The 25782-nt window shown below is 53.7% G+C and carries 22 protein-coding genes; 18 read left to right on the top strand and 4 right to left on the bottom strand.

All coding sequences use genetic code 11. The annotated features are described in order from the left end of the window. Positions 1–930, top strand: a complete 930-nt coding sequence (thrB, locus tag ACX1CU_RS03370; protein WP_459401224.1) for a homoserine kinase — start codon at positions 1–3, stop codon at positions 928–930. Between the two features lie 3 nt (positions 931–933). After that, a complete protein-coding gene (gene thrC, locus ACX1CU_RS03375; RefSeq protein WP_459401225.1) occupies positions 934–2223 on the top strand; it encodes a threonine synthase in 1290 nt (429 codons plus the stop codon). A gap of 58 nt (positions 2224–2281) precedes the next feature. On the opposite strand, the gene yaaA is transcribed toward thrC, so the two are convergent. Continuing rightward, positions 2282–3055 (bottom strand): peroxide stress protein YaaA, encoded by a 774-nt coding sequence (gene yaaA / locus ACX1CU_RS03380; protein WP_459401226.1) that lies wholly within the window; start codon positions 3053–3055, stop codon positions 2282–2284. A 101-nt stretch (positions 3056–3156) separates the two neighbouring features. After that, complete coding sequence (locus tag ACX1CU_RS03385; protein ID WP_459401227.1) at positions 3157–4590, bottom strand: alanine/glycine:cation symporter family protein; 1434 nt, start codon at positions 4588–4590, stop codon at positions 3157–3159. Between the two features lie 381 nt (positions 4591–4971). Here ACX1CU_RS03385 and tal point away from each other — a divergent pair, with 381 nt between their 5' ends. From tal to ACX1CU_RS03400, 3 genes are all read left to right on the top strand, one after another. Next, on the top strand, positions 4972–5925 hold the full coding sequence (gene tal / locus ACX1CU_RS03390; protein ID WP_459401228.1) for a transaldolase: 954 nt from the start codon (positions 4972–4974) through the stop codon (positions 5923–5925). A gap of 149 nt (positions 5926–6074) precedes the next feature. Then, on the top strand, positions 6075–6662 hold the full coding sequence (mog, locus tag ACX1CU_RS03395) for a molybdopterin adenylyltransferase (RefSeq protein WP_459401229.1): 588 nt from the start codon (positions 6075–6077) through the stop codon (positions 6660–6662). 126 nt (positions 6663–6788) lie between these two features. Next, positions 6789–8075 carry an MFS transporter gene (locus ACX1CU_RS03400; RefSeq protein WP_459401230.1) on the top strand — a complete coding sequence of 429 codons (1287 nt, stop codon included), beginning with the start codon at positions 6789–6791 and terminating at the stop codon, positions 8073–8075. Between the two features lie 77 nt (positions 8076–8152). Here ACX1CU_RS03400 and satP read toward each other — a convergent pair whose 3' ends face one another. Further along, positions 8153–8752: an acetate uptake transporter gene (gene satP, locus ACX1CU_RS03405; RefSeq protein ID WP_459401231.1), complete on the bottom strand. Its 600-nt coding sequence runs from the start codon at positions 8750–8752 to the stop codon at positions 8153–8155. Positions 8753–8854: 102 nt separating this feature from the next. On the opposite strand from satP, the gene ACX1CU_RS03410 reads away from it, so the two are divergent. From ACX1CU_RS03410 to nhaR, 5 genes are all read left to right on the top strand, one after another. Continuing rightward, positions 8855–9046 (top strand): hypothetical protein, encoded by a 192-nt coding sequence (locus ACX1CU_RS03410; protein ID WP_459401232.1) that lies wholly within the window; start codon positions 8855–8857, stop codon positions 9044–9046. 126 nt (positions 9047–9172) lie between these two features. Continuing rightward, positions 9173–11086 (top strand): molecular chaperone DnaK, encoded by a 1914-nt coding sequence (dnaK, locus tag ACX1CU_RS03415; RefSeq protein ID WP_459401233.1) that lies wholly within the window; start codon positions 9173–9175, stop codon positions 11084–11086. A 106-nt stretch (positions 11087–11192) separates the two neighbouring features. Beyond that, on the top strand, positions 11193–12311 hold the full coding sequence (gene dnaJ / locus ACX1CU_RS03420; protein ID WP_459401234.1) for a molecular chaperone DnaJ: 1119 nt from the start codon (positions 11193–11195) through the stop codon (positions 12309–12311). A 235-nt stretch (positions 12312–12546) separates the two neighbouring features. Then, positions 12547–13713 (top strand): Na+/H+ antiporter NhaA, encoded by a 1167-nt coding sequence (nhaA, locus tag ACX1CU_RS03425; RefSeq protein WP_459401235.1) that lies wholly within the window; start codon positions 12547–12549, stop codon positions 13711–13713. A gap of 182 nt (positions 13714–13895) precedes the next feature. Beyond that, positions 13896–14792 carry a transcriptional activator NhaR gene (nhaR, locus tag ACX1CU_RS03430; protein ID WP_459401236.1) on the top strand — a complete coding sequence of 299 codons (897 nt, stop codon included), beginning with the start codon at positions 13896–13898 and terminating at the stop codon, positions 14790–14792. Between the two features lie 66 nt (positions 14793–14858). On the opposite strand, the gene rpsT is transcribed toward nhaR, so the two are convergent. Continuing rightward, entirely contained in the window at positions 14859–15122 is a 264-nt protein-coding gene (rpsT, locus tag ACX1CU_RS03435; RefSeq protein ID WP_459401237.1) for a 30S ribosomal protein S20, read from the bottom strand. 437 nt (positions 15123–15559) lie between these two features. Between rpsT and ribF the strand changes: the two genes are divergently transcribed. From ribF to carA, 8 genes are all read left to right on the top strand, one after another. Then, positions 15560–16498, top strand: a complete 939-nt coding sequence (ribF, locus tag ACX1CU_RS03440) for a bifunctional riboflavin kinase/FAD synthetase (RefSeq protein WP_459401238.1) — start codon at positions 15560–15562, stop codon at positions 16496–16498. A gap of 32 nt (positions 16499–16530) precedes the next feature. Next, positions 16531–19347 (top strand): isoleucine--tRNA ligase, encoded by a 2817-nt coding sequence (ileS, locus tag ACX1CU_RS03445; protein WP_459401239.1) that lies wholly within the window; start codon positions 16531–16533, stop codon positions 19345–19347. A gap of 29 nt (positions 19348–19376) precedes the next feature. Continuing rightward, positions 19377–19883, top strand: coding sequence for a signal peptidase II (lspA, locus tag ACX1CU_RS03450; RefSeq protein ID WP_459401240.1), 507 nt, complete (start codon positions 19377–19379; stop codon positions 19881–19883). Position 19884: 1 nt separating this feature from the next. Further along, positions 19885–20361: an FKBP-type peptidyl-prolyl cis-trans isomerase gene (gene fkpB, locus ACX1CU_RS03455; protein ID WP_459401241.1), complete on the top strand. Its 477-nt coding sequence runs from the start codon at positions 19885–19887 to the stop codon at positions 20359–20361. Continuing rightward, on the top strand, positions 20342–21295 hold the full coding sequence (gene ispH, locus ACX1CU_RS03460) for a 4-hydroxy-3-methylbut-2-enyl diphosphate reductase (RefSeq protein WP_459401242.1): 954 nt from the start codon (positions 20342–20344) through the stop codon (positions 21293–21295). The genes fkpB and ispH overlap by 20 nt, the downstream gene beginning before the upstream one ends. Positions 21296–21717: 422 nt before the next feature. Next, positions 21718–23007, top strand: coding sequence for an SGNH/GDSL hydrolase family protein (locus ACX1CU_RS03465; protein WP_459401243.1), 1290 nt, complete (start codon positions 21718–21720; stop codon positions 23005–23007). A gap of 324 nt (positions 23008–23331) precedes the next feature. After that, entirely contained in the window at positions 23332–24153 is an 822-nt protein-coding gene (gene dapB / locus ACX1CU_RS03470) for a 4-hydroxy-tetrahydrodipicolinate reductase (RefSeq protein ID WP_459401244.1), read from the top strand. 469 nt (positions 24154–24622) lie between these two features. Continuing rightward, positions 24623–25771, top strand: coding sequence for a glutamine-hydrolyzing carbamoyl-phosphate synthase small subunit (gene carA / locus ACX1CU_RS03475; protein WP_459401245.1), 1149 nt, complete (start codon positions 24623–24625; stop codon positions 25769–25771). The last annotated feature ends 11 nt before the right edge of the window (positions 25772–25782 follow it).

Below are 25782 nucleotides of genomic sequence, written 5' to 3' on the forward strand. Positions count from 1 at the left end.
ATGGTTAAGGTGTATGCACCGGCCTCAATTGGTAACGTCAGCGTTGGGTTCGATGTCTTGGGGGCGGCGGTTTCCCCCATCGACGGTTCGCTGCTGGGCGATTGCGTCAGCGTAGAGGCGGCCTCCCGCTTCAGTCTGGAAAACGCCGGGCGCTTTGTCAGCAAGCTGCCAGCGGATCCGAAAGAGAACATTGTCTACCAGTGCTGGGAGCGTTTCTGCCAGGCAATTGGCCGTGAAGTCCCGGTGGCGATGCGGCTTGAGAAAAATATGCCAATCGGTTCAGGGCTGGGTTCCAGCGCCTGTTCGGTAGTGGCTGGCCTGATGGCGATGAACGAGTTCTGTGATCGCCCGTTGGACGACATGCAGTTGTTGGCGCTGATGGGGGAACTGGAAGGACGTATTTCTGGCAGCGTACATTACGACAACGTTGCGCCGTGCTATCTCGGCGGCCTGCAACTGATGTTGGAAGAGGAAGGTTTCATCAGTCAGGAAGTGCCTTGCTTTAAAGAGTGGCTGTGGGTGATGGCTTATCCTGGTATCAAAGTCTCCACCGCTGAAGCACGCGCCATTCTGCCTGCGCAGTACCGTCGTCAGGACTGTATCAGCCATGGTCGCTATCTGGCGGGCTTTATTCACGCTTGCCACACGCAGCAGCCGCGCCTGGCCGCCAAGCTGATGCAGGATGTGATTGCTGAACCTTATCGTACTCGCCTGCTGCCGGGCTTTGCTGAAGCGCGCAAAGCCTCACAGGATATCGGCGCGCTGGCCTGTGGTATTTCCGGTTCCGGCCCGACGCTGTTTGCGATCTGTGATGACGGCGCTACCGCGCAACGCATGGCCGATTGGTTGACAAATCACTATCTGCAAAACGATGAAGGTTTTGTTCATATTTGCCGTCTGGATACTGCCGGCGCTCGACTATTGGGATAACGCATGAAACTGTACAATCTTAAAGACCACAATGAGCAGGTCAGCTTCGCACAGGCGATCAAACAGGGGCTGGGCAAACAGCAAGGCTTGTTTTTCCCGCTGGAGTTGCCTGAGTTCGAACTGACCGAGATTGATCACCTGCTGGAGATGGATTTCGTCACCCGCAGCACCAAGATCCTATCGGCTTTTATTGGCGATGAGATCGGCGAAGCTGCGCTGTATCAGCGTGTAAAAGCCGCCTTTGCCTTCCCGGCACCGATAGCACCGGTTGAGAGCGATGTGGCTTGCCTGGAGCTCTTCCACGGCCCAACGCTGGCGTTTAAAGACTTCGGCGGCCGTTTTATGGCGCAGATGCTGGCAGAAGTGGCGGGCGATCAGCCGGTGACCATTCTGACCGCGACGTCTGGCGATACCGGTGCCGCCGTGGCTCATGCCTTCTATGGGCTGAAAAACGTCCGGGTGGTGATCCTGTATCCGCAGGGCAAGATCAGTCCGTTGCAGGAAAAACTGTTCTGTACTCTGGGCGGTAACATTCACACCGTGGCGATCGAGGGCGACTTCGATGCCTGTCAGGCGTTGGTCAAACAGGCGTTTGACGATCAGGAACTGAAAGACACGGTGCACCTGAACTCGGCTAACTCGATCAATATCAGCCGTCTGCTGGCACAGATCTGTTACTACTTTGAAGCGGTAGCGCAGTTGCCACAGGAAGCCCGTAATCAACTGGTGGTTTCGGTGCCGAGCGGCAACTTTGGCGATCTGACCGCCGGGTTGCTGGCAAAATCCTTAGGGCTGCCGGTGAAGCGCTTTATTGCTGCCACCAATGCCAACGATACCGTGCCGCGTTTCCTGAGCAACGGTGAATGGCAGCCGCACGCCACGGTGGCGACGCTGTCCAATGCCATGGATGTCAGCCAGCCAAACAACTGGCCGCGCGTGGAAGAACTGTTCCGCCGCAAAATCTGGCAGCTTAAAGAATTGGGCCACGCTGCGGTGAGCGATGAAACCACCAAAGACACGATGAAAGAGTTGGCAGCACTGGGCTATCTTTCCGAACCGCACGCGGCGATCGCCTACCGTGCGTTGCGCGATCAGTTGAAAGACGGGGAGTTCGGCCTGTTCCTGGGCACGGCGCACCCGGCCAAGTTCAAAGAGAGTGTTGAAGCGATCCTGGATCAGGAGTTACCGTTGCCAGAAGCATTGGCGGCGCGTGCCAATCTGCCACTGCTGTCGCATCACATGTCGGCTGATTTCGCCAGACTGCGTCAGTTCCTGATGACCTTACCGGCCTGATGGAGGGGGCGCTCTGCGCCCCTTGTGCAACCTAAGAGCCGCTTGCTGCCAGGCGGCTTTATTGTTCCGGGCGTTTGAATATCAGTTCGTTACCTGCAGAAGCGGCTTCGTCAAAGGCATAGCCTTCCAGATCGAAATCAACCAGTTGCTCGCTTTTGGTCAGCCGATTTTTGATGATAAAGCGGCTCATCAGCCCACGTGCTTTCTTGGCATAGAAACTGATCACTTTATACTTGCCGTTCTTCTCATCAAGGAACACCGGTTTGATCAGCTGCGCCTGCAATTTGGCCGGTTTTACCGATTTGAAGTATTCGTCAGAAGCCAGGTTAACAATGACATCATCACCTTGCTGCTTTAACGCTTCGTTCAGTTTCTTGGTGATCTGCTCGCCCCAGAAACTGTACAGATCCTTGCCTTTCGGGTTTTCCAGTTTAATACCCATTTCCAGGCGGTAAGGCATCATCAGATCTAACGGCCGCAGCACGCCGTATAACCCGGAAAGCATACGCAGATGCTGTTGTGCAAAGTCGAAATCATCTTCGCTGAAATCCTGTGCCTGCAACCCGGTATAAACATCGCCTTTAAACGCCAACAGTGCCTGGCGGGCATTCTCCGGGGTGAATTCAGGTCGCCATTCACTGAAACGTGCGGCATTCAGGCCGGCGAGTTTATCGCTGATGCTCATCAGGCTGGCAATTTGTGCGGGCGTCAGTTTACGGCAGAGGTTGATAAGCGCTTTCGATTTATCCAGCAGCTCAGGTTGCGTAAAACGTTCGGTCGCCAGTGGGCTTGTGTAGTCTAGGGTCTTGGCGGGTGAAATAATAACGAGCATGGCCACATCCTGTTTATCAAAGAACCGATACTGTAACAAAAAGCGCGGCAGAAGGGATGAATGGCTGTAATAGGGCGCGCTTAACGCACGCCCTCAATAGGCTAACGCGGCTTTTCGCGCTCCCATATGCCTGGTTCTAGCTGGGATTGCAATTCGGGATAATAGCTCGCATCGAAGGTCGGTAATCTGCCGATCGAGCGCTGGTGGTTGTAATCCTTGGTCAGCTTGAAGGCGACACCAGACAGCAGCAGGATCGCCGTCAGATTGGTGATGGCCATCAGCGCCATTGAAATATCCGCCAGGCGCCACACCACCGGTAGGTCCGCCATCGAACCGAACATCACCATAGCTAAGGCTGCGCAACGGAAAATCAGTAATCCGGCCGGATGATTATGCTCCAGAAAGATCAGATTGCTTTCGGCATAGGCGTAATTGGCGATGATCGAGGTAAAGGCAAAGAAGAAAATGGCCACTGCGACAAAAGATGCGCCCCAGGCACCCACAGCGCTGGTTAGCGCCCGCTGGGTCAGGTCAATGCCGCTGATATTGCCAGGCGAATGCTCCAGGATGCCGGAAGCTAGAATAATGGCGGCGGTTGCGCTGCAAATCACGATGGTGTCAACAAACACGCCGAGCATTTGCACATAGCCCTGTGAAGCCGGATGAGGGGGATACGGGGTAGCGGAGGCGGCCACATTGGGGGCGGAGCCCATACCGGCCTCATTGGAGAACACCCCCCGCTGTACACCTTGGGTCATCGCTTGGGAAATGCCATAGCCGAGAGTGCCTGCCACCGCTTCTTGCAGGCCGAAGGCGCTTTTGATAATCAACGCCAGGATCGCCGGCATATGCTCAATGTTATGAGCGACGATCCATAACGCCAGCAGCAGATAGACGACCGCCATCAGCGGAACCACCTTCTCAGCTACGCGGGCGATGGAACGGATACCGCCGAAGATCACAATGCCACTCAGCATGACCAGAGCAATACCCACATACATGGGGTTGAAATTGAAGGCGATGGCGCTGGCTTGGGCGATAGCATTAGCCTGCACGGCATTGAACACCAAACCAAAGGCGATGATCAGGAAAACGGAGAACAATACGCCCATCCAACGCATGCCCAGCCCTTTTTCCATGTAGTAGGCAGGGCCGCCACGGTAGTTGCCGTCATCGTCTTTGGTTTTGTATAGCTGGGCCAAGGTACTTTCAATGAAAGAGGTCGCCATACCGATAAAGGCCACCACCCACATCCAGAAGATGGCTCCGGGGCCACCGGCGGTGAGGGCGATTGCGACACCGGTCAGGTTGCCGGTGCCAACGCGCGCGGCCAGCGACGTGCAGAGCGCCTGGAAAGAGGAGATACCGGCGCTATCACTTTTGGTACTGTTTTTCAGCACGGAAAACATATGGCCGAAGTGGCGAATCTGAATGAAACGGGTACACAAAGTGAAATAGAGACCAACACCCAGCAGCAAATAGATGAGTACCGATTTCCAGAGGATATTACTAATAAAGTTGATTAGATCCGTCACAGATCTCTCCTTAGTTAAGCTCTACAGCGCACAGCGCTCCCGCCACCTAAAGGAAAATATGTTTAGCTAACTGTTACAGTGAGTTAGCTAAATATGTTTTGATGTTATCGGGGTGAGAATTTCTTGGATTCTAGACGTAATATAGATCTGCTGGCGCGAATTTAACATAATTTTCAGAAGAGAATGCACGGTAATGCCGTCCTTTTTGCTCGGAAATTACGAAGGTTATGGATGTAAACGGTTGCTTGAACATGGATGAAACCCTTGCCGCAACGCTGTGATTTTCCAGCCTTGCACCGGGCCTCTCGCATGTTATTATCAGCTCAGGGCATGGTTGAACGATGCCAAAAGTTCATGCACAAACGATGAGATAATGCCAACATGACCGATAAATTAACTTCCCTACGCCAGATTACTACGGTGGTTGCGGATACGGGTGATATCGCTGCAATGAAGCTATATCAACCGCAAGATGCAACGACTAACCCTTCGCTGATCCTCAATGCAGCTCAAATTCCTGAATACCGCAAACTGATTGATGAAGCTATCGCCTGGGCGCGTGAGCAGAGCAGCGATCGTGAGCAACAAGTCGCCGACGCAGCAGACAAGCTGGCGGTCAACATCGGTCTGGAAATCCTGAAACTGATCCCAGGCCGTATTTCCACCGAAGTGGACGCTCGCCTGTCTTATGATACCGAAGCCAGCGTGGCCAAGGCCAAGCGCCTGATCAAACTTTATAATGAAGCGGGTATCAGCAACGATCGCATTCTGATCAAACTGGCTTCTACCTGGCAGGGCATCCGCGCGGCGGAACGCCTGGAAAAAGAAGGCATCAACTGTAATCTGACGCTGCTGTTCTCCTTCGCCCAGGCACGTGCCTGCGCCGAAGCCGGTGCCTATCTGATTTCTCCGTTTGTTGGCCGTATCCTCGACTGGTACAAAGCCAATGGCGACAAAAAAGAGTTCGCACCGCATGAAGATCCGGGCGTGGTTTCCGTGACTGAGATCTATCAGTACTACAAGCAGCACGGCTATGAAACCGTAGTGATGGGCGCAAGCTTCCGTAACATCGGTGAAATCATCGAGTTGGCCGGTTGTGATCGCCTGACCATCGCGCCTTCATTGCTGAAAGAACTGGCAGAGAGCGAAGGGGCGCTGGAGCGTAAACTGTCCTATACCGGTGAAGTGAAGGCACGTCCTGCACCGCTGACTGAGTCTGAGTTCTACTGGCAGCACAACCAGGATCCAATGGCGGTTGAGAAACTGACCGACGGCATCCGCAAATTTGCCGTAGACCAGGGCAAGCTGGAAAAAATGATCGCCGATCTGCTGTAATTAACGGCAATTCGCGTGGAAAAAGGTGGCTTAGGCCGCCTTTTTTATGCCCATTTTCCCCGGTGGTAGGCTGACACCCTATACTTTCGGGATGAGTAACAGGGTGGGAGATGAACCCATCCACAGCACTTCAGCGACAGAGGTTAAGCATGGACACATTACGTATTGGTTTGGTTTCAATTTCCGACCGCGCTTCCGGCGGTGTTTATCAGGACAAAGGGATCCCGGCACTGGAGGCTTGGCTTAGCAGCGCGCTGGCCACGCCTTTCGAACTGGAAACCCGGCTGATCCCCGATGAGCAGATGCTGATTGAACATACCTTGTGCGAACTGGTCGATGAAATGGGCTGCCATCTGGTGCTGACCACTGGCGGAACCGGCCCGGCACGCCGTGATGTTACGCCTGACGCCACGTTGGAGATCGCCGATCGCGTGATGCCTGGCTTTGGTGAACAAATGCGCCAAATCAGCCTACACTATGTACCAACGGCCATTCTTTCGCGTCAGGTTGGCGTGATCCGCAAACAGGCACTGATCATCAACCTGCCGGGGCAGCCAAAGTCGATTCAGGAAACGCTAGAAGGGGTAAAAGATGAGCAGGGCAAGGTGGTGGTGCATGGTATTTTCGCCAGCGTGCCTTATTGCATCCAACTGCTTGAGGGGCCTTACGTAGAAACCCACGAGGCAGTGGTAGCGGCATTTCGCCCTAAAAATGCGCGCCGTGAGATGAACCTCTAAATTTCAGCCAACTGCGAAATAGCGTTCAACCGATTTGGTGTGAAAATAATTTGCCGTTATAGTAAGGATTCGTTTACATAAAGCCGCTGTGCTTTTTTTCTTCATTGTTTCCTCTGACGGTATCTTATGCACCACGACAATAATCGCCGCTTAAACCGGCAAGACTACAAAACTCTGACCTTGGCGGCCTTGGGCGGTGCGTTAGAGTTCTATGATTTTATCATTTTCGTTTTCTTTGCTGCGGTTATGGGCGAGCTGTTCTTCCCGGCGGACATGCCGGAATGGCTGCGCCAGGTGCAGACTTTCGGTATCTTCGCGGCCGGTTATCTGGCCCGCCCGCTGGGCGGCATCATCATGGCCCACTTTGGCGATCTGGTTGGCCGCAAGAAGATGTTCACCCTGAGTATTCTCTTGATGGCGTTACCGACGCTGGCGATGGGGATGCTGCCCACTTATGCCAGTATTGGTATTGCGGCACCGCTGTTACTGTTGCTGATGCGCGTGCTGCAAGGCGCGGCGATCGGCGGGGAAGTGCCGGGGGCATGGGTTTTTGTTGCCGAACACGTGCCGCGTAAACGCATTGGTTTCGCCTGCGGCACGCTCACTGCGGGATTAACTGCCGGTATCCTGCTGGGATCGGTGGTGGCTACCCTCATCAATACCACGCTCAGCCAAGAAGCGATCCTCAACGGTGGCTGGCGTATTCCGTTCTTCCTCGGCGGTATTTTTGGTCTGTTCGCCATGTATCTGCGCCGCTGGTTGCAGGAAACACCGATCTTTATCGAGATGCAGGCGCGTAAAGCGCTGGCGGAAGAGCTGCCGCTGAAATCGGTGATAGTCAATCACAAGAAAGAGGTGGCGGTATCCATGCTGCTGACCTGGCTGCTGTCGGCCGGGATTGTCGTGGTGATCCTGATGACGCCAACCTATCTGCAAAAACAGTTTGGCATTGCTCCGGCGCTGTCGTTGCAGGCCAACAGCGTGGCGATCGTTATGCTGATTATCGGCTGTATCACCTCAGGTTCGGCGGCCGATCGCTTTGGTGCCAGCAAAACCTTTATCGTCGGCAGCCTGCTGCTTGCCGCCTGTAGTTGGCTGTTTTATCAGACGATAGGAACTCACCCGGAAATGTTGTTTGCGACCTATGCGCTGGTGGGATTCAGCGTGGGGATCGTAGGAGCGGTGCCTTATGTGCTGGTGCGGGCTTTTCCGGCAGAAGTGCGGTTTAGCGGGATCTCATTCTCCTACAATGTGGCCTACGCCATCTTTGGTGGGTTAACCCCGATCTTTGTCACGCTGATCATGAAATTAACCCCGTTAGCTCCGGCTTACTATGTGCTGGCGCTGTCGATGATCGGGTTGCTGTTAGGGATCTACCTGCGCCGCGATCTGAACAGTGAGAACAAGCTCTAGATCACCGGTTCCTGAATGCTAAAAAAGCCCTGTCGTTGCTGCAACGGCAGGGCTTTTTGCTATCAGAACGTCATTAATCAGGCGGTTGCGGTGACTTGCGCCGCTGGTGAAGCAGTTACGCTGCCAATAGGCAGAACGGTGCGGCCCAGCTGTTCGTTAATCACTTCTGCCATCGCCAGATAAATAGCGCTGGCACCACAGATGATCCCTTCATAGCCAGCAAAGGTCAGGATGGCGTGGTTACCGGTCATGTTGCCGACGGCCAGCAGGGCAAACAGCAAGGTCAGGCTGGCGAACACGAATTGCAGCGCGCGGTTGGCGCACAGCGTGCCAAAGAACATAAACAGGGTGAAGACGCCCCACAGCGCCAGATAAATACCGAGTACGGTGGCGTCGGTAGGATCTGCCAGACCCATACGTGGCAGCAGCAGGATCCCCACCAGGCTCAGCCAGAAGCAGCCGTAGGACGTGAAAGCGGTCAAACCGAAGGTATTGCCTTTCTTGAATTCAAGAATGCCAGCAAAAATCTGAGCCATACCACCGAAGAAAATCCCCATGCTGATGATGACGGAGGTCAGTGGAAAAAAGCCTGCATTGTGCAGGTTCAGCAAGACGGTAGTCATTCCGAAGCCCATCAGACCCAGAGGGCCTGGATTCGCCAACTTGTTGGTGTGCATATGTCCTCTGTAATAACAGAATACTAACAAAAATGGATATGCCCGCTGTCTTTCAAGCCAGTTGAAATATTTTGGGTATAGGTAAACTCATAATGGGTCTGAATGGCCGAAAAAAGCCTCGCTTCCATCAGAGCGCGCGGCATCATAATGATCCCGATGAAAGGAAACAATGATCTTACAGTGGGTAAAAACGAAATTTTTTTTACTCAGGCCCTTGATGCTGGTTCGGATGGCCCCATCTTATTGACAACCGCAGTTGCCGACCGCGGATATCCCCTTCAGCTTGTAAATTAGCATCTGCCTGTAGTTTGCAAGGTGAAGGGGATAAAACTGGAATAGCGGGCAGTTGAAAAATGAAGAATCGCCCGCATATAGGTTAGCAACCTGACCGATTATGAATTTATTAGTGGAGATGTTTAGATGGGCAAAATTATTGGTATCGACCTGGGTACTACCAACTCTTGTGTAGCAATTATGGATGGCGGCAAGGCACGTGTGCTGGAGAACGCCGAAGGCGATCGCACTACACCTTCGATCATCGCATATACCCAGGATGGTGAAATTCTGGTTGGCCAGCCTGCTAAGCGTCAGGCGGTCACTAACCCACAGAATACCTTGTTTGCGATCAAGCGCCTGATTGGCCGTCGCTTCCAGGATGAAGAAGCACAGCGTGATAAAGCGATCATGCCGTACAACATCGTTGCTGCTGATAACGGCGACGCCTGGCTGGAAGTGAAAGGCCAGAAAATGGCACCTCCGCAGATTTCTGCTGAAGTGCTGAAAAAAATGAAGAAAACGGCGGAAGATTATCTGGGCGAGCCGGTAACCGAAGCGGTAATTACCGTTCCTGCTTACTTCAACGATGCTCAGCGTCAGGCAACCAAAGACGCGGGCCGTATCGCGGGTCTGGAAGTCAAACGTATCATCAACGAACCAACCGCTGCTGCCTTGGCTTACGGCCTGGACAAAGAAGTGGGTAACCGCACTATCGCGGTATACGATCTGGGTGGTGGTACTTTCGATATCTCTATTATCGAAATCGATGATGTTGATGGCGAAAAAACCTTCGAAGTGCTGGCAACCAACGGGGATACCCACCTGGGTGGTGAAGACTTCGACAGCCGCTTGATCAACTACCTGGTAGAAGAGTTCAAGAAAGATCAGGGCATGGATCTGCGCAACGATCCGTTGGCGATGCAGCGCCTGAAAGAAGCCGCCGAGAAAGCGAAGATCGAACTCTCTTCTGCCCAGCAGACCGACGTGAACCTGCCGTACATCACTGCAGATGGTTCCGGTCCAAAACACATGAACATCAAAGTGACCCGCGCCAAGCTCGAGTCACTGGTAGAAGATCTGGTTGCACGTTCTATTGAGCCGTTGAAAGTGGCACTGAACGACGCAGGCCTGTCGGTTTCCGACATTCAGGACGTGATCCTGGTGGGTGGCCAGACCCGTATGCCAATGGTTCAGAAGAAAGTTGCTGACTTCTTCGGTAAAGAGCCACGTAAAGACGTTAACCCGGACGAAGCGGTGGCCGTAGGTGCTGCGGTTCAGGGCGGCGTGTTGGCCGGTGATGTGAAAGACGTTCTGCTGCTGGACGTTACCCCGCTGTCGCTGGGTATCGAAACCATGGGCAGCGTGATGACGCCGTTGATCACCAAAAACACCACCATCCCAACCAAGCACAGCCAGGTGTTCTCGACCGCTGAAGACAACCAGGCGGCAGTGACCATCCATGTGTTGCAGGGTGAGCGTAAACGCGCTAACGATAACAAGTCGCTGGGCCAGTTCAACCTGGACGGTATCCAGGCCGCACCGCGCGGTATGGCTCAGATCGAAGTGACTTTCGATATCGACGCCGACGGTATTCTGCATGTGTCTGCTAAAGACAAGAACACCGGTCGTGAGCAGAAGATCACCATCAAGGCATCTTCTGGTCTGAACGAAGAAGAAATCCAGAAAATGGTGCGCGATGCGGAAGTGAACGCTGAAGCAGACCGTAAGTTCGAAGAGCTGGTGCAAACCCGTAACCAGGCGGATCACTTGATCCACGGTACCCGTAAGCAACTGGAAGAAGCGGGCGATAAACTGCCAGCGGAAGACAAAACGGCTATCGAAGCGGCGCTGAAAGATCTGGAAGTGGCTGCGAAAGGCGAAGATAAAGCCGAGATCGAAGCGAAAACCCAGGCTCTGGTGCAGGTTTCCGGCAAACTGCTGGAAATGGCACAAGCTCAGGCGCAGGCACAGGGTGCTGATGCGGGTGCAGACAACGCGGCGAAGAAAGACGACGACGTAGTTGATGCCGAGTTCGAAGAAGTTAAAGACAAAAAATAATCGCCCTTAAGCGGGCACGGTGCGGCCAAAGGCCGTAACCGGAAACCAGCACGGGCGTCGAGGCAACTCTACGCCCGTGCACGCATGTTAAGGGTAAGCGAAAATAATGGCGAAGAAAGATTATTACGAGGTTCTCGGCGTCGCCAAGACGGCAGATGAGCGTGAGATCAAAAAGGCGTACAAACGTCTGGCGATGAAGTATCACCCTGACCGTAATCAGGAAAAAGACGCCGAAGCCAAATTCAAAGAAATTAAAGAAGCCTACGAGATCCTGACCGACGATCAAAAGCGTGCTGCCTACGATCAGTACGGCCATGCTGCCTTTGAACAAGGTGGTATGGGTGGCGGCGGTGGCGGTGCTGATTTCAGCGATATCTTTGGTGACGTATTTGGCGATATCTTCGGTGGCGGGCGCCGTCAGCGTGCCAGTCGCGGTTCAGATTTGCGCTACAACATGGATCTGACGCTGGAAGAAGCCGTACGCGGTGTCACTAAAGAGATCCGTATTCCTACGCTGGAAGAGTGTGACTCTTGCCACGGCAGCGGTGCCAAACCGGGCAGTTCACCGGTTACCTGTCCAACCTGTCACGGTCAGGGCCAGGTGCAGATGCGCCAAGGGTTCTTCACCGTACAGCAGGCTTGTCCGCATTGTCACGGACGTGGTCAGATCATTAAAGATCCTTGCACCAAGTGCCATGGCCATGGTCGGGTAGAGAAATCCAAAACGCTGTCGGTGAAAATCCCGGCAGGTGTTGATACCGGCGACCGTATCCGCTTGGCGGGTGAAGGTGAAGCTGGCGAGCACGGCGCACCCGCGGGCGATCTGTACGTTCAGGTGCAGGTGAAGGCGCACCCGATTTTCGAGCGTGAAGGCAATAACCTGTATTGCGAAGTGCCGATTAATTTCGCCATGGCTGCATTGGGTGGCGAAATTGAAGTGCCGACGCTGGATGGCCGCGTTAATCTGAAAGTTCCGGCTGAAACCCAGACCGGTAAACTGTTCCGTATGCGTGGTAAAGGTGTGAAATCGGTCCGTGGTGGCAGCCAGGGCGACCTGCTGTGCCGCGTGGTGGTAGAAACGCCGGTGAACCTGAACGACAAGCAGAAACAGTTATTGAAAGAACTGGAAGAGAGCCTCGGTGGCCCCTCAGGTGATAAAAACAGCCCGCGCTCGAAAAGCTTCTTCGACGGCGTGAAGAAGTTTTTTGACGATTTGACACGTTAATCAGCGTTTCTGTTGTTCTGTTGATAAACCCCGGTCATAAAACACCGGGGTTTTTTGTGGCTGCTATTATTCCAATACCCATGCTAAAAATGTGATAAATATCGCTAATTGATCGTTTTTAACGAGTTGTTAAGCGCTTATAAACTGATTTTTTCGAAGTGAAACAGCATCTATACTCATTACATTGTCTCAAAGCCAAGGCGTATCGCCTGGTTCAGATCTGGAGTGATGCACTGTGACTAATATTATCCGTCAATTTTTACGCCAAGAGGCGGCAGGGGGCATTATCCTGATCGTGGCCGCCGTCGTGGCGCTGATCATGGCTAATACTCCGATGCAGGGCCTGTATCAGGCATTCCTCAATTTGCCGGTGATGGTTAAAATCTCATCGCTGGAGATCGCTAAGCCGTTGCTGCTGTGGATTAACGACGGGCTGATGGCGATCTTTTTCCTGGTGGTTGGCCTGGAGGTCAAGCGTGAGCTGATACAAGGCTCATTGGCCGGTCGTGATAAAGCCATATTTCCGGCGATCGCCGCATTGGGCGGCATGCTGGTGCCTGCGCTGGTTTATCTGCTGTTCAACGGGGCAGATGAGGTGACGCGCCAGGGGTGGGCGATCCCGGCAGCGACCGATATCGCTTTTGCCCTGGGCGTCATGGCACTGTTGGGTAACCGTGTTCCGACCAGTTTGAAGGTTTTCCTACTGGCGCTGGCGATTATCGACGACTTGGGCGTGATCATCATTATCGCGCTGTTTTACACCCATGGGGTGTCGATGGTGGCACTGGGCGTAGCCGCTGCGGCGATTGCCGTCTTGGCACTGATGAACTGGCGCGGAGTGGGGCAAACCTCACTGTATATGATCGTCGGGCTGGTGCTGTGGGTGGCAATCCTGAAGTCCGGTGTGCATGCCACGCTAGCCGGGGTGATTATCGGTTTCCTGATCCCGCTGAATGTTAAAAATGGGTCTTCACCGTCCGAAACGCTGGAACATGAACTGCATCCTTGGGTTGCATTCTTGATTTTGCCGTTGTTTGCATTTGCCAATGCCGGTGTTTCATTACAGGGTGTATCCTTGAGCGGATTAACCTCACTGTTACCTGTAGGGATTGCGGCGGGCTTGTTCATCGGTAAGCCGCTGGGGATTTTCACTTTTAGCTGGCTAGCAGTGAAGTTGGGGATCGCAAAATTACCGCAAGACATTGGATTTAAACAAGTGTTTGCCGTTGCGGTGCTCTGTGGTATTGGTTTCACTATGTCGATTTTTATTGCCTCACTGGCGTTTGCCGATGCGGATGCGGCTCTCAGTACCTATTCCAAATTGGGAATACTATTGGGCTCAACCAGCGCCGCCGTGGTGGGTTATGGTTTGTTGCGCCTCGCGTTACCCCGAGGTAGATAACTCTTCAGGGTTATCCCGCCACGCTGCTGAGGTATTACAATAGCGCCGGGCCGGGGCAGCACAGAATGAACGCTGTGCTGCCCCGTCTGTTTCTAACTCTGTGTTGTCTACATAAAGGAAAGGGAATTTGTCGCTCATCAGGGCAGAGCCTGTGCCGATGAGAACCCCAAGGAGAGCACCTCGTGAGAATGTCACATATTAATTTTAATCACCTGTATTACTTCTGGCAGGTTTGTAAGGCGGGATCGGTGGTGGGTGCTGCGGAGGCACTGTTTCTGACCCCACAGACCATTACCGGCCAAATCAAGGCGTTGGAAGAGCGGCTCAATGGCAAATTGTTCAAGCGCCAAGGGCGCGGGCTGGTGCCTTCCGAACTGGGGCAACTGGTTTTCCGCTATGCCGATAAAATGTTTATGCTCAGCCAGGAAATGCTGGATATCGTCAACTATCGCAAAGAGTCCAATCTGCTGTTTGATGTTGGTGTAGCGGACGCTTTATCCAAACGCCTGGTCAGCCAGGTATTGGAAACGGCAGTGGTGGATAACGAACAAATTCATCTGCGCTGTTTTGAATCAACGCATGAGATGCTGCTCGAGCAACTGAGCCAACACAAGTTGGATATGATCCTGTCGGATTGCCCGGTGGACTCCAGCCAGCAGGAAGGGTTGTTCTCACTGAAGTTGGGGGAGTGTGGTATCAGCTTCTTCTGCCGCCAACCGGCACCGGATTTGCCATTCCCGGCCTGCTTGGAACAGCGGCGTTTACTGATCCCTGGCCGGCGTTCGATGCTGGGGCGTAAACTGCTCAACTGGTTTAATACTCAGGGTATTAAAGTTGAAATACTCGGGGAGTTTGACGATGCGGCATTGATGAAGGCATTTGGCTTGTATCACAACGCGATCTTCGTCGCCCCAACGCTGTATGCGCAGGATACCTATAGCGATGATGAGGTGGTGGAAATTGGGCGGATCGACAGCGTGCAGGAAGAGTATTACATCATCTTTGCTGAACGTATGATCCAGCATCCGGCGGTACAGCGGGTGTGTAACAAAGACTTCTCGGCGCTGTTTGCTCTCTAGCAGCAGATTGCAGATGTAAAAAAACCGGCCGAGGCCGGTTTTTTTAACAAGCAGACAACGTAAGGCTTATTGCATTGCGTTGATACGCGCAGTCAGGTTTGACTTATGGCGTGCTGCTTTGTTTTTGTGGATCAGGCCTTTAGAAGCCTGGCGATCCACAAGTGGTTGCATTACGAGGAATGCGTTTTGTGCTGCTTCTTTGTCGCCAGCTGCGATAGCCGCGTCTACCTTCTTAATGAAGGTACGCACCATTGAGCGACGGCTAGCGTTATGCTTGCGGCGTTTCTCAGACTGTACGGCGCGTTTCTTAGCTGATTTGATATTAGCCAAGGTCCAACTCCCAAATATATCTATTGAGGACAATTCAAAGGCCGAGGAATATGCCCTTTTAGCCTTCGTTTGTCAATGGATTTGTGCAAATAAGCGCCGTTTGTACGGGCGGCACTTGCTACGTTGTGATGGCGCAGGATTTTACCAGCTTCGGCCATGGGAATACAGTGTTTCGCGAGAAAAATCGCCATGTGATTTGCATCACACTCTGCAAGCGGCTGGTGGTAATGGATTATCCCCCGTCTTTCAAGCTGCTGCTAGAAGGCCAGCTTGATATCAGTTGGCTAATATACCACGCATTGGGCCGGATAATCGGGGTAGTTAAGGCGATTTTCCTCGGGTATGGTATGACTATTACATCAAAGGAAACAATCGCCGGTTAACCTTAACCGCTGTACAAGGTATAATCCGCCGATTTCCACTGTTTTGAGCCAGCTATGCAGCTAATTCGCGGCATCCACAATATCCGGGCGCGCCACCATGGTTGCGTGCTTACCATCGGCAACTTTGACGGCATACACCGTGGTCACAAGGCGCTGCTGGAGCAGTTGAAACATGAGGGGCAACGCCTCGGGCTGCCGGTGATCGTCATGATCTTTGAGCCGCAGCCGCTGGAACTGTTTGCCGCTGACAAGGCCCCAGCACGTCTCACGCGCTTGCGTGACAAGGCTAAATATCTGGCGCAGGCCGGGGTGGATTACCTGCTGTGTGTCAAGTTTGATCCCCGTTTTGCCGCCAATACCGCACAGGCGTTTGTCGCCGAACTGCTGGTAGAAAAACTGGGCGTGCAATTCCTGATGGTGGGAGATGATTTCCGCTTTGGTGCTGGCCGCGTAGGGGATTTCACCCTGTTGCAGAAAGCCGGGGAAGAGTACGATTTTGCGGTGGTCCGCACGCCAACCTTCCGTGAAGGAGAGCTGCGTATCAGTAGCACAGCGATTCGTAATGCGCTGCGTGATGACGATCTGCCGCTGGCCGAAACGTTGCTTGGCCATCCGTACAGTATCTCAGGCCGTGTGGTACATGGCGATGAACTGGGGCGCACCATCGGTTTCCCCACCGCTAACCTGCCGCTTAAGCGCCTGGTGGCACCGGTGAAAGGGGTTTATGCGGTTGATGTTTATGGCCTTGGTCCTGAGCCTCTGCCGGGCGTAGCTAATATTGGCACGCGGCCAACCGTGGCTGGCGTGCGTCAGCAATTGGAAGTCCATCTGCTGGATATCACGATGGATCTTTACGGGCGCCACTTAGACGTGGTGCTCCGCGCAAAATTGCGCAATGAACAGCGTTTTGCTTCGCTCGATGCGCTGAAGCAGCAAATCGCCAATGATGTGGTGACGGCCCGGAAATTCTTCGGGCTACAGACACCGGTTTAATCTCTATAGCCGAAAACGGAACCGAGAATCTAATGAGTGACTATAAGAATACCCTGAACTTGCCGGAAACAGGGTTCCCGATGCGTGGCGATCTCGCCAAGCGCGAACCTGGCATGCTGGCACATTGGTATGAGCAGGATCTGTACGGGATTATTCGTGCTGCCAAGAAGGGCAAGAAATCCTTTATTCTGCATGACGGCCCTCCGTATGCGAATGGCAGCCTGCATATTGGTCACTCCGTTAACAAGATTCTTAAAGACATTATTATCAAGTCCAAAGGGATGGCCGGTTTTGACTCGCCTTACGTACCCGGCTGGGACTGCCACGGCCTGCCGATCGAACTGAAGGTTGAGCAACTGCATGGCAAACCGGGCGAGAAACTGACCCCGGCAGAGTTCCGCCAGAAATGCCGTGAGTATGCGGCCGAACAGATCGAAGGCCAGAAGAAAGACTTTATCCGTATGGGGGTCTTGGGCGACTGGGCACATCCGTACCTGACCATGGACTTCAAAACCGAAGCCAACATTATTCGCGCGCTGGGCAAGATCATCAGCAACGGCCATCTGTTAAAAGGTGCCAAGCCGGTACATTGGTGTACCGACTGTGGTTCATCGCTGGCAGAAGCTGAAGTGGAGTATTACGACAAAGCGTCTCCGTCGATCGACGTGGCGTTCCACGCGGTGGATGCGGCGGCGGTTGCGGCCAAATTTGGCGTGCACAGCGTTGATGGTCCGATCTCTCTGGTGATCTGGACCACGACCCCTTGGACTCTGCCCGCCAACCGCGCGATCTCGCTGAATCCGGAATTTGGCTACCAGTTGGTGCAGGTTGAAGGCCAGTGCCTGATCCTGGCGGCGGACCTGGTTGAAAGCGTGATGAAGCGCGTCGGTATTACCAGTTGGGCCGTGTTGGGCGACTGTAAAGGTGCCGATCTGGAATTGATGCGCTTCACGCATCCGTTTATGGGCTTTGATGTGCCTGCGATCCTGGGCGATCACGTCACGCTGGACGCCGGTACCGGTGCAGTACACACCGCGCCAGGGCACGGCCCGGACGACTTTGTCATCGGTCAGAAATACGGCCTGGAAGTGGCTAACCCGGTTGGCCCGAACGGCTGCTATCTGCCGGGGACCTACCCGTCACTGGATGGCAAATTTGTATTCAAAGCTAACGATCTGATCGTTGAGCTGCTGCGCGAAAAAGGTGGGCTGCTGCACGTTGAGAAATTGCTGCATAGCTACCCGTGCTGCTGGCGCCACAAAACGCCGATCATCTTCCGTGCCACGCCGCAGTGGTTCGTCAGCATGGAGCAAAAGGGCCTGCGTCAGCAGTCGTTGGCCGAGATCAAAGGCGTGAAATGGATCCCGGATTGGGGCCAGGCACGTATCGAAATGATGGTGGCAAACCGCCCAGACTGGTGTATCTCACGCCAGCGTACCTGGGGTGTGCCAATGTCGCTGTTCGTGCACAAAGATACCGAGCAACTTCACCCGCGCAGCGTCGAGCTGATGGAAGAAGTGGCGAAGCGCGTTGAGCAGGAGGGTATTCAGGCGTGGTGGGATCTGGACGCCGCCGATATCCTCGGCGCGGAAGCGGCTGACTACGTGAAAGTGCCAGACACGCTGGACGTATGGTTTGACTCTGGTTCAACCCATTCTTCGGTCGTGGATGTGCGCCCTGAGTTCAACGGCCACGGGGCCGACATGTATCTGGAAGGCTCTGACCAACATCGCGGCTGGTTTATGTCATCGTTGATGATCTCGACCGCCATGAAGGGGAAAGCGCCTTATAAAGAAGTGCTGACCCACGGTTTCACCGTGGATGGCCAGGGCCGCAAGATGTCCAAATCCATCGGCAACACCGTCAGCCCGCAGGACGTGATGAACAAGCTGGGTGGCGACATCCTGCGCTTGTGGGTGGCTTCTACCGATTATACCGGTGAGATTGCGGTTTCTGACGAAATCCTCAAGCGTGCAGCCGACTCCTATCGCCGCATCCGCAATACCGCGCGTTTCCTGCTGGCTAACCTGAATGGGTTTGAACCAAGCACCGACTGCGTGGCTCCAGATGAGATGGTGGTGCTGGATCGCTGGGCGGTTGGCCGTGCATTGGCGGCGCAGCAGGATATTGAGCAGGCTTATGCCAACTATGATTTCCATGAAGTGGTGCAGCGACTGATGCAGTTCTGCTCGGTTGAAATGGGCTCCTTCTATCTGGATATCATCAAAGATCGCCAGTACACCGCGAAGAGCGACAGTATCGCTCGCCGTAGCTGCCAGACTGCGCTGTTCCACATTGCTGAAGCGATGGTGCGGTGGATGGCGCCAATCATGTCCTTCACCGCCGACGAAATCTGGGCCTTCCTGCCAGGCAAGCGCGCGCAGTTCGTATTCACTGAAGAGTGGTACGGCGGCCTGTTCGGGCCGGCCGAAGGCGAAGGCATGAACGATGGTTTCTGGGACGATCTGCTGAAAGTGCGCGGTGAAGTCAACAAGGTGCTGGAGCAGGCGCGTGCGGATAAACGCATTGGCGGCTCGTTGGAAGCGGCAGTCACTCTGTATGCGGATAACGATCTGGCTGCACGCCTGAATAGCCTGCAGGATGAACTGCGTTTTGTGCTGTTGACCTCGGCTGCCACGGTGGCACCACTGGCCGATGCTCCGGCGGATGCGCAGCCAAGCGAACTGCTGAAAGGGCTGAAAATTGCGTTCAGCACCGCGGCTGGTGAGAAATGCCCACGTTGCTGGCATTACACCATCGATATCGGCCAGGTGGCGGAACATGCGGAGCTCTGTGGCCGCTGTGTCACCAACGTCGCCGGTGACGGTGAAAAGCGTAACTTTGCCTGATAACTGAATGCCTGAAAAATGAGTGCCTGATGAGTAGACCGATAAGTTCGACCGGCTTGCGCTGGCTTTGGCTGGTAGTGGTGGTGTTGGCGCTGGATCTTGCCAGCAAACAGTGGATCCTGAATAACTTCGTGCTGGGCCAGACCCAGCCGTTGTTCCCGTCATTCAACCTGTACTACGCGCGTAACTACGGCGCGGCGTTCAGTTTCCTGGCGGATCACGGCGGTTGGCAACGCTGGTTCTTTGCCGGTATTGCTATCGCGATTGTGGCGGTACTGCTGGTGATGATGTATCGCAACAGCGCACAGCAGAAGCTGAGCAATATCGCCTATGCCCTGATTATTGGTGGCGCGCTTGGCAACCTGTTTGATCGCCTGTGGCATGGTTTTGTCGTGGATTTTATCGATTTCTACGTCGGTAACTGGCACTACCCGACCTTCAACCTGGCAGACAGCTTTATCTGCGTCGGGGCAGCCATGATTGTGCTGGAGGGTTTTCTGCCAGCGAAGAAAAGCGTGAAGAGCGAAGGTAAGTAATATGACGGCTCAGGTTAATAGCAACAGCGCGGTACTGGTGCATTTTACGCTGAAACTGGCGGACGGTTCGACCGCAGAGTCTACCCGCGGTAATGGCAAGCCAGCGCTGTTCCGCTTGGGTGATGGCAGCTTGTCAGCCCCACTGGAGCAGCAACTGCTGGGCTTGCGGGCCGGTGACAAATGCGTTTTCACCCTGCAACCGGAAGCGGCATTCGGCACAGAGAACCCGGATCTGATCCAGTTCTTCTCGCGCCGTGACTTTGCTGAAACTGGCGTGCCGGACGTAGGAACCATCATGCTGTTTACCGCCATTGATGGCAGTGAAATGCCGGGCGTCGTGCGTGAAGTGGCGGAAGATTCCATCACCGTTGATTTTAACCATCCGTTGGCGGGGCACCCGGTCACCTTCGATATTGAAGTGCTGGAGATCGACCCGCAGCCGCAGCAGGAGGCAACGCATGCAAATATTGCTGGCTAATCCACGCGGTTTTTGTGCCGGGGTTGATCGTGCGATCAGCATTGTGGAGCGTGCGCTGGAGATTTACGGCGCACCGATCTATGTGCGCCACGAAGTGGTGCACAACCGCTATGTGGTAGACAGCCTGCGCGAACGCGGTGCGGTGTTTATTGAAGAGATCTCGGAAGTGCCGGACGGTTCGATCCTGATCTTCTCTGCGCACGGGGTTTCTCAGGCGGTACGCGCCGAAGCGAAAGCGCGCGAACTGACCATGTTGTTCGATGCCACCTGCCCACTGGTGACCAAAGTGCATATGGAAGTAGCCCGTGCCAGCCGTAAGGGCACGGAGGCGATTCTGATTGGTCATGCCGGGCACCCGGAAGTAGAAGGCACCATGGGCCAGTACAGTAACCCGAAAGGGGGCATGTACCTGGTGGAGTCGCCGGAGGATGTCCGCAAGTTGCAGGTAAAGAACGAAGGTAACCTGTGCTTTATGACGCAGACCACGTTGTCGGTGGATGATACCTCTGAGGTGATCGATGCGCTGCGCAAGCGGTTCCCGAATATCATCGGGCCGCGCAAAGACGACATCTGCTACGCCACCACCAACCGCCAGGAAGCGGTGCGTAATCTGGCGGGGGATGCTGATGTGGTGCTGGTGGTGGGGTCAAAAAACTCCTCCAACTCCAACCGTCTGGCCGAACTGGCGCAGCGCGTGGGTAAACCGGCTTATCTGATCGATTCTGCGGCAGATATCCAGGAGTCTTGGCTGAAAGATGCCGCTACCATCGGCGTGACCGCGGGCGCTTCCGCACCAGACGTGCTGGTTCAGGACGTGATCAGCCGCTTGAAAGTGCTGGGCGGTCTGGAAGTTCATGAAGTCAGCGGTCGTGAAGAGAATATCGTGTTTGAAGTGCCGAAAGAGCTGCGGGTAGATATTAAGCAGGTCGATTAGGCCGCTACATAGCGCGTCAACAACGGGAAGCCAATGGCTTCCCGTTTTTCGTTAGGGTCTGCAATACCCAAGACATTTCAAGTTATAGAGCTTATCAAGCGCCATTCGTGGCGCTTTTTTTATCTGCGCTATCCCTGCTCAAACTGCCGCTAAACCGACGATACAGGTTCTGCTACCGGCCACACTACCCCAACCGAGTGAACACTTATCGTTCGCTGCGTACATTCGTTTAAGCAGTGTGGCGCTGTAGCTAGCACCCAGGGAGTGGGATAGCGGCGTACCTGCAGAGGGGGTGATTAAGTGGTGGTTAACCGCTGAAAGCACGTTATCAGCCCGGCATTGCCCGGGTTTTTTTGTACCTGGCGTATGGCGATAACCTTCTATCCACAACGATGAAATTTAACGAAATGATGAGGATTACCATGAAAAAGATAGCGATTTATTCATTTGTAACAGGGGTTCTGGCATCAAGCGGCGCGTTTGCTGCCAGTGACAGTATTGTAGCAACGTCGGCCCCACCTCAGTATGAGGCCCCCAGCAAACAGGCCAGGGCGCTGTTCGCGGGTGATACCACAACCTATGTAAAATGTGTCTACAAAGTGGGCGGCCAGGATGACAGCAATCCAACCTCATCTTGGCTATGGGCGAAAGTGGGTAGCAACTATGCGAAGCTGAAAGGGTATTGGTACAACTCAATGCCGCTGGCAAACATGTTCTATACCGAAGCGCCCTATGCGGAGGTGATGAACTTGTGCACCAGCACTCTGGCGGCCGCAGGCGTCAGCTCCACTATTGTTATCCCTTATGCCTCTGATTACACCCTGTCCTATTACTATGTGATTTGGAATCAAGGGACTAACCAGCCGGTTGTCAACGTTGGCGGCAGGGGGCTTGACCGTATGGTGGTGTTTGGCGACAGTCTGAGCGATACCATCAACGTCTATAACGGCTCATATGGTACCGTGCCGAATAGTAAATCTTGGCTATTGGGCCACTTCTCTAATGGCAAGCTTTGGCATGAATACCTTTCTACGGCCTTGAATCTGCCAAGCTATGTGTGGGCGACCGGCAACGCGGAGAGTGGAGAGAAACCGTTCTTTAACGGATTCGGTAAGCAGATGGATTCGTTCAGGGATTATCATGCTCACGCTAAAGGTTACGACATTGGCAAGACGCTGTTTACCGTACTGTTTGGCGGGAATGACTTTGTAACGGGCGGAAAAAGTGCCGACGAGGTTATTGGTCAATACACAACACAGCTGAATCGCCTGGCCCAATTAGGGGCAAAGCAGGTGGCGGTGTTCCGGCTGCCAGATTTTTCAGTGATACCTAACGTTGCCAAGTGGACGGACGCTGATAAGGCTAAGCTGAAAGAGAATAGCGTTCAGTTTAATGACAAGGTCGAGAAGCTTATCGCTAAGCTGAACGCCGAATATCCTCAAACGACGTTTTATACGCTGAAGCTGGATGAGGCTTTTAAACAGGTGTTGGAAAACAGCGGCCAATACGGCTTTGTGAATAAGACGGACACCTGCCTGGATGTTTCCCAAAGTGGCTACAGCTATGCCGTGGGAGGCGCTGCGAAAGCGGCATGTAAGAGCAGCAATGCGGCGTTTGTATTCTGGGACAACATGCACCCCACCACTAAAACGCATGGATTGTTGGCTGAGCTGTTAAAAACTGAGGTAGTGCGCGGGCTTGCGGCTCCATAACCTATCGCCGAGCTTGGCTGATTTTTAACATTCTGATTGGCATAACCCACCCGCCTTATTGGCGGGTTTTTAATGGCGTATCCGTCCGGTGAACCAGCCTCCCGCGCCGATCTTTTTTCTGCATAGAAACTGCATAATTATGTAAATTCATGCGCGCGTTCTTGCTTGTCTGAATGTTAATCAATTGATAGCGTTACTGATAAAAGCGTCGGGATAACATAATATTCTAATTCTGCATGAAATCCTCTGGCGGTGATCAGGCAGGGCAGTTACTCTGAACCTTATGCTCGTCATAGGGGCACAAAATCAAGAAGAGAGAAAAGTATGACTGATTCACAGATCCGCATCGCGATTGCGGGTTCCGGTGGCCGCATGGGGCGTCAATTGATTCAGGCGGTGCAGCAGGCGCAGGGCGTGGTGTTGGGGGCGGCTTTGGAGCGCCCAGGCTCAAGCCTGGTGGGAACCGATGCCGGTGAACTGGCTGGTGTTGGTGCGCTGGGTGTCACCGTCAGTGACAGCCTGGATAGTGTGGCTAATGGTTTCGATATTCTGATCGATTTCACCCGCCCAGAAGGCACCTTGGCACATCTGGCGTTCTGCGTGGCACATAAAAAAGGCATGGTCATTGGCACCACCGGTTTTGATGATGTCGGTAAAGCGGCGATCGGCGATGCTGCACAACATATCGGCATCGTGTTCGCGGCCAACTTCAGCGTTGGTGTCAACGTGATGCTCAAACTGTTAGAAAAAGCCGCCAAGGTGATGGGCGACTATACCGATATTGAAATTGTCGAAGCGCATCATCGTCATAAAGTGGATGCTCCTTCCGGCACTGCGCTGGCAATGGGCGAAGCCATCGCCGGGGCGTTGGGGCGTGATTTGAAAGAGTGCGCGGTTTACCAACGCGTTGGCTATACCGGTGAACGCGATCCGAAGAGCATCGGTTTTGCCACCATTCGCGCCGGGGATATCGTGGGCGAGCACACCGCCATGTTTGCCGATATTGGCGAGCGGATAGAAATTACGCATAAAGCATCTAGCCGCATGACTTTTGCCAATGGTGCGGTGCGCGCGGCATCCTGGATCACCAAGCAGCAAAAAGGGCTGTTTGATATGCGTGATGTCCTTGGTTTAGAGCAGTTATAATGTTTTGCATGCCATCGTGATGTGGTTGTATTGATCATAGTGCTATGATAATCGGACAATAATTTTATTGTCCTTTTTTTTAACCATAAAAATAGGGCTTACGTTCAATATCTATGATGTATGGCCTTTTTAAATCAGTTATCTTTTACTTTATCTCCTTTTTTTCTCTTCGTTTGTTCATTGGGGCTCTGTTTTAGCGGTCATCATGGGTTTTCTGTGTCATTGTGTCTCGCAACCGTTTACTAGCCCGAGTTTCCGTATGTTTTTATCGGTGTGAAGCCCATAAAACCGTGAGAACAGCAAAAATACGATAAAAAATGGTGCTTTGAGTAGACAAGTCAGATGCTCATCATTAAAATGCGCCCAATTTGCCAAAAATTAGCCTTGATGGTGGTTTTTGCATTGATTTAGGCGGTGAAATCTGAATTAATATGCAAATATTATGATTGATTATTCCTTGGAGGGTGTTTTGATTAAGTCAGCGCTATTGGTTCTGGAAGACGGAACCCAATTCCACGGTCGGGCCATCGGGGCAGAAGGTACGGCAGTGGGGGAAGTGGTCTTCAATACGTCGATGACCGGTTATCAAGAAATCCTCACTGATCCTTCCTATTCCCGCCAGATCGTTACTCTTACTTATCCTCATATCGGCAATGTCGGCACCAATGCTTCCGACGAAGAATCCTCCGCTGTTCACGCTCAAGGCCTCGTCATTCGTGACCTCCCACTGATTGCCAGCAACTATCGCAACGAAGAAGGTCTTGCCGAGTACCTCAAGCGCAACAACATCGTGGCGATTGCCGATATCGATACCCGTAAATTGACCCGTCTGCTGCGCGAAAAGGGCGCACAAAACGGCTGTATCATTGCCGGTGATGTCACCAATGCTGAATTGGCGCTACAAAAGGCCAAAGCCTTCCCTGGCCTGAAAGGCATGGATCTGGCGAAAGAAGTCACCACCAAAGAAGCTTACGCCTGGCAGCAGGGCAGTTGGACCTTGGAAGGCGATCTGCCAGAGGCTAAAACAGCGAGCGAACTGCCCTACCACGTGGTGGCCTACGACTACGGCGCCAAGCGCAACATCTTGCGTATGCTGGTGGATCGCGGCTGCCGCCTGACGGTGGTGCCTGCGCAAACTCCTGCCGCTGACGTGCTGAAAATGAATCCAGACGGCATTTTCCTGTCCAACGGGCCGGGTGACCCGGAGCCGTGCGATTATGCGATTACCGCCATCAAACAGTTCCTGGAAACCGACATTCCGGTATTCGGCATCTGCCTGGGCCACCAACTGTTGGCGCTCGCCAGCGGTGCGAAGACCGTGAAGATGAAGCTCGGCCATCACGGTGGTAACCACCCGGTCAAAGATCTGGATAACAACACCGTGATGATCACCGCGCAGAACCACGGCTTTGCGGTGGATGAAAATCATCTGCCCGCTACGCTGCGCGTCACGCATAAATCCCTGTTCGACCACACGGTGCAAGGGATCCATCGCACCGACAAAGCGGCGTTCAGCTTCCAGGGGCACCCGGAAGCCAGCCCAGGCCCGCACGATGCAGCGCCGCTGTTCGATCACTTTATCGAACTGATTGAGACTTACCGTTCCAACGCCAAATAATCAGGAGCCAT

The organism is Serratia sp. D1N4, assembly GCF_054552755.1.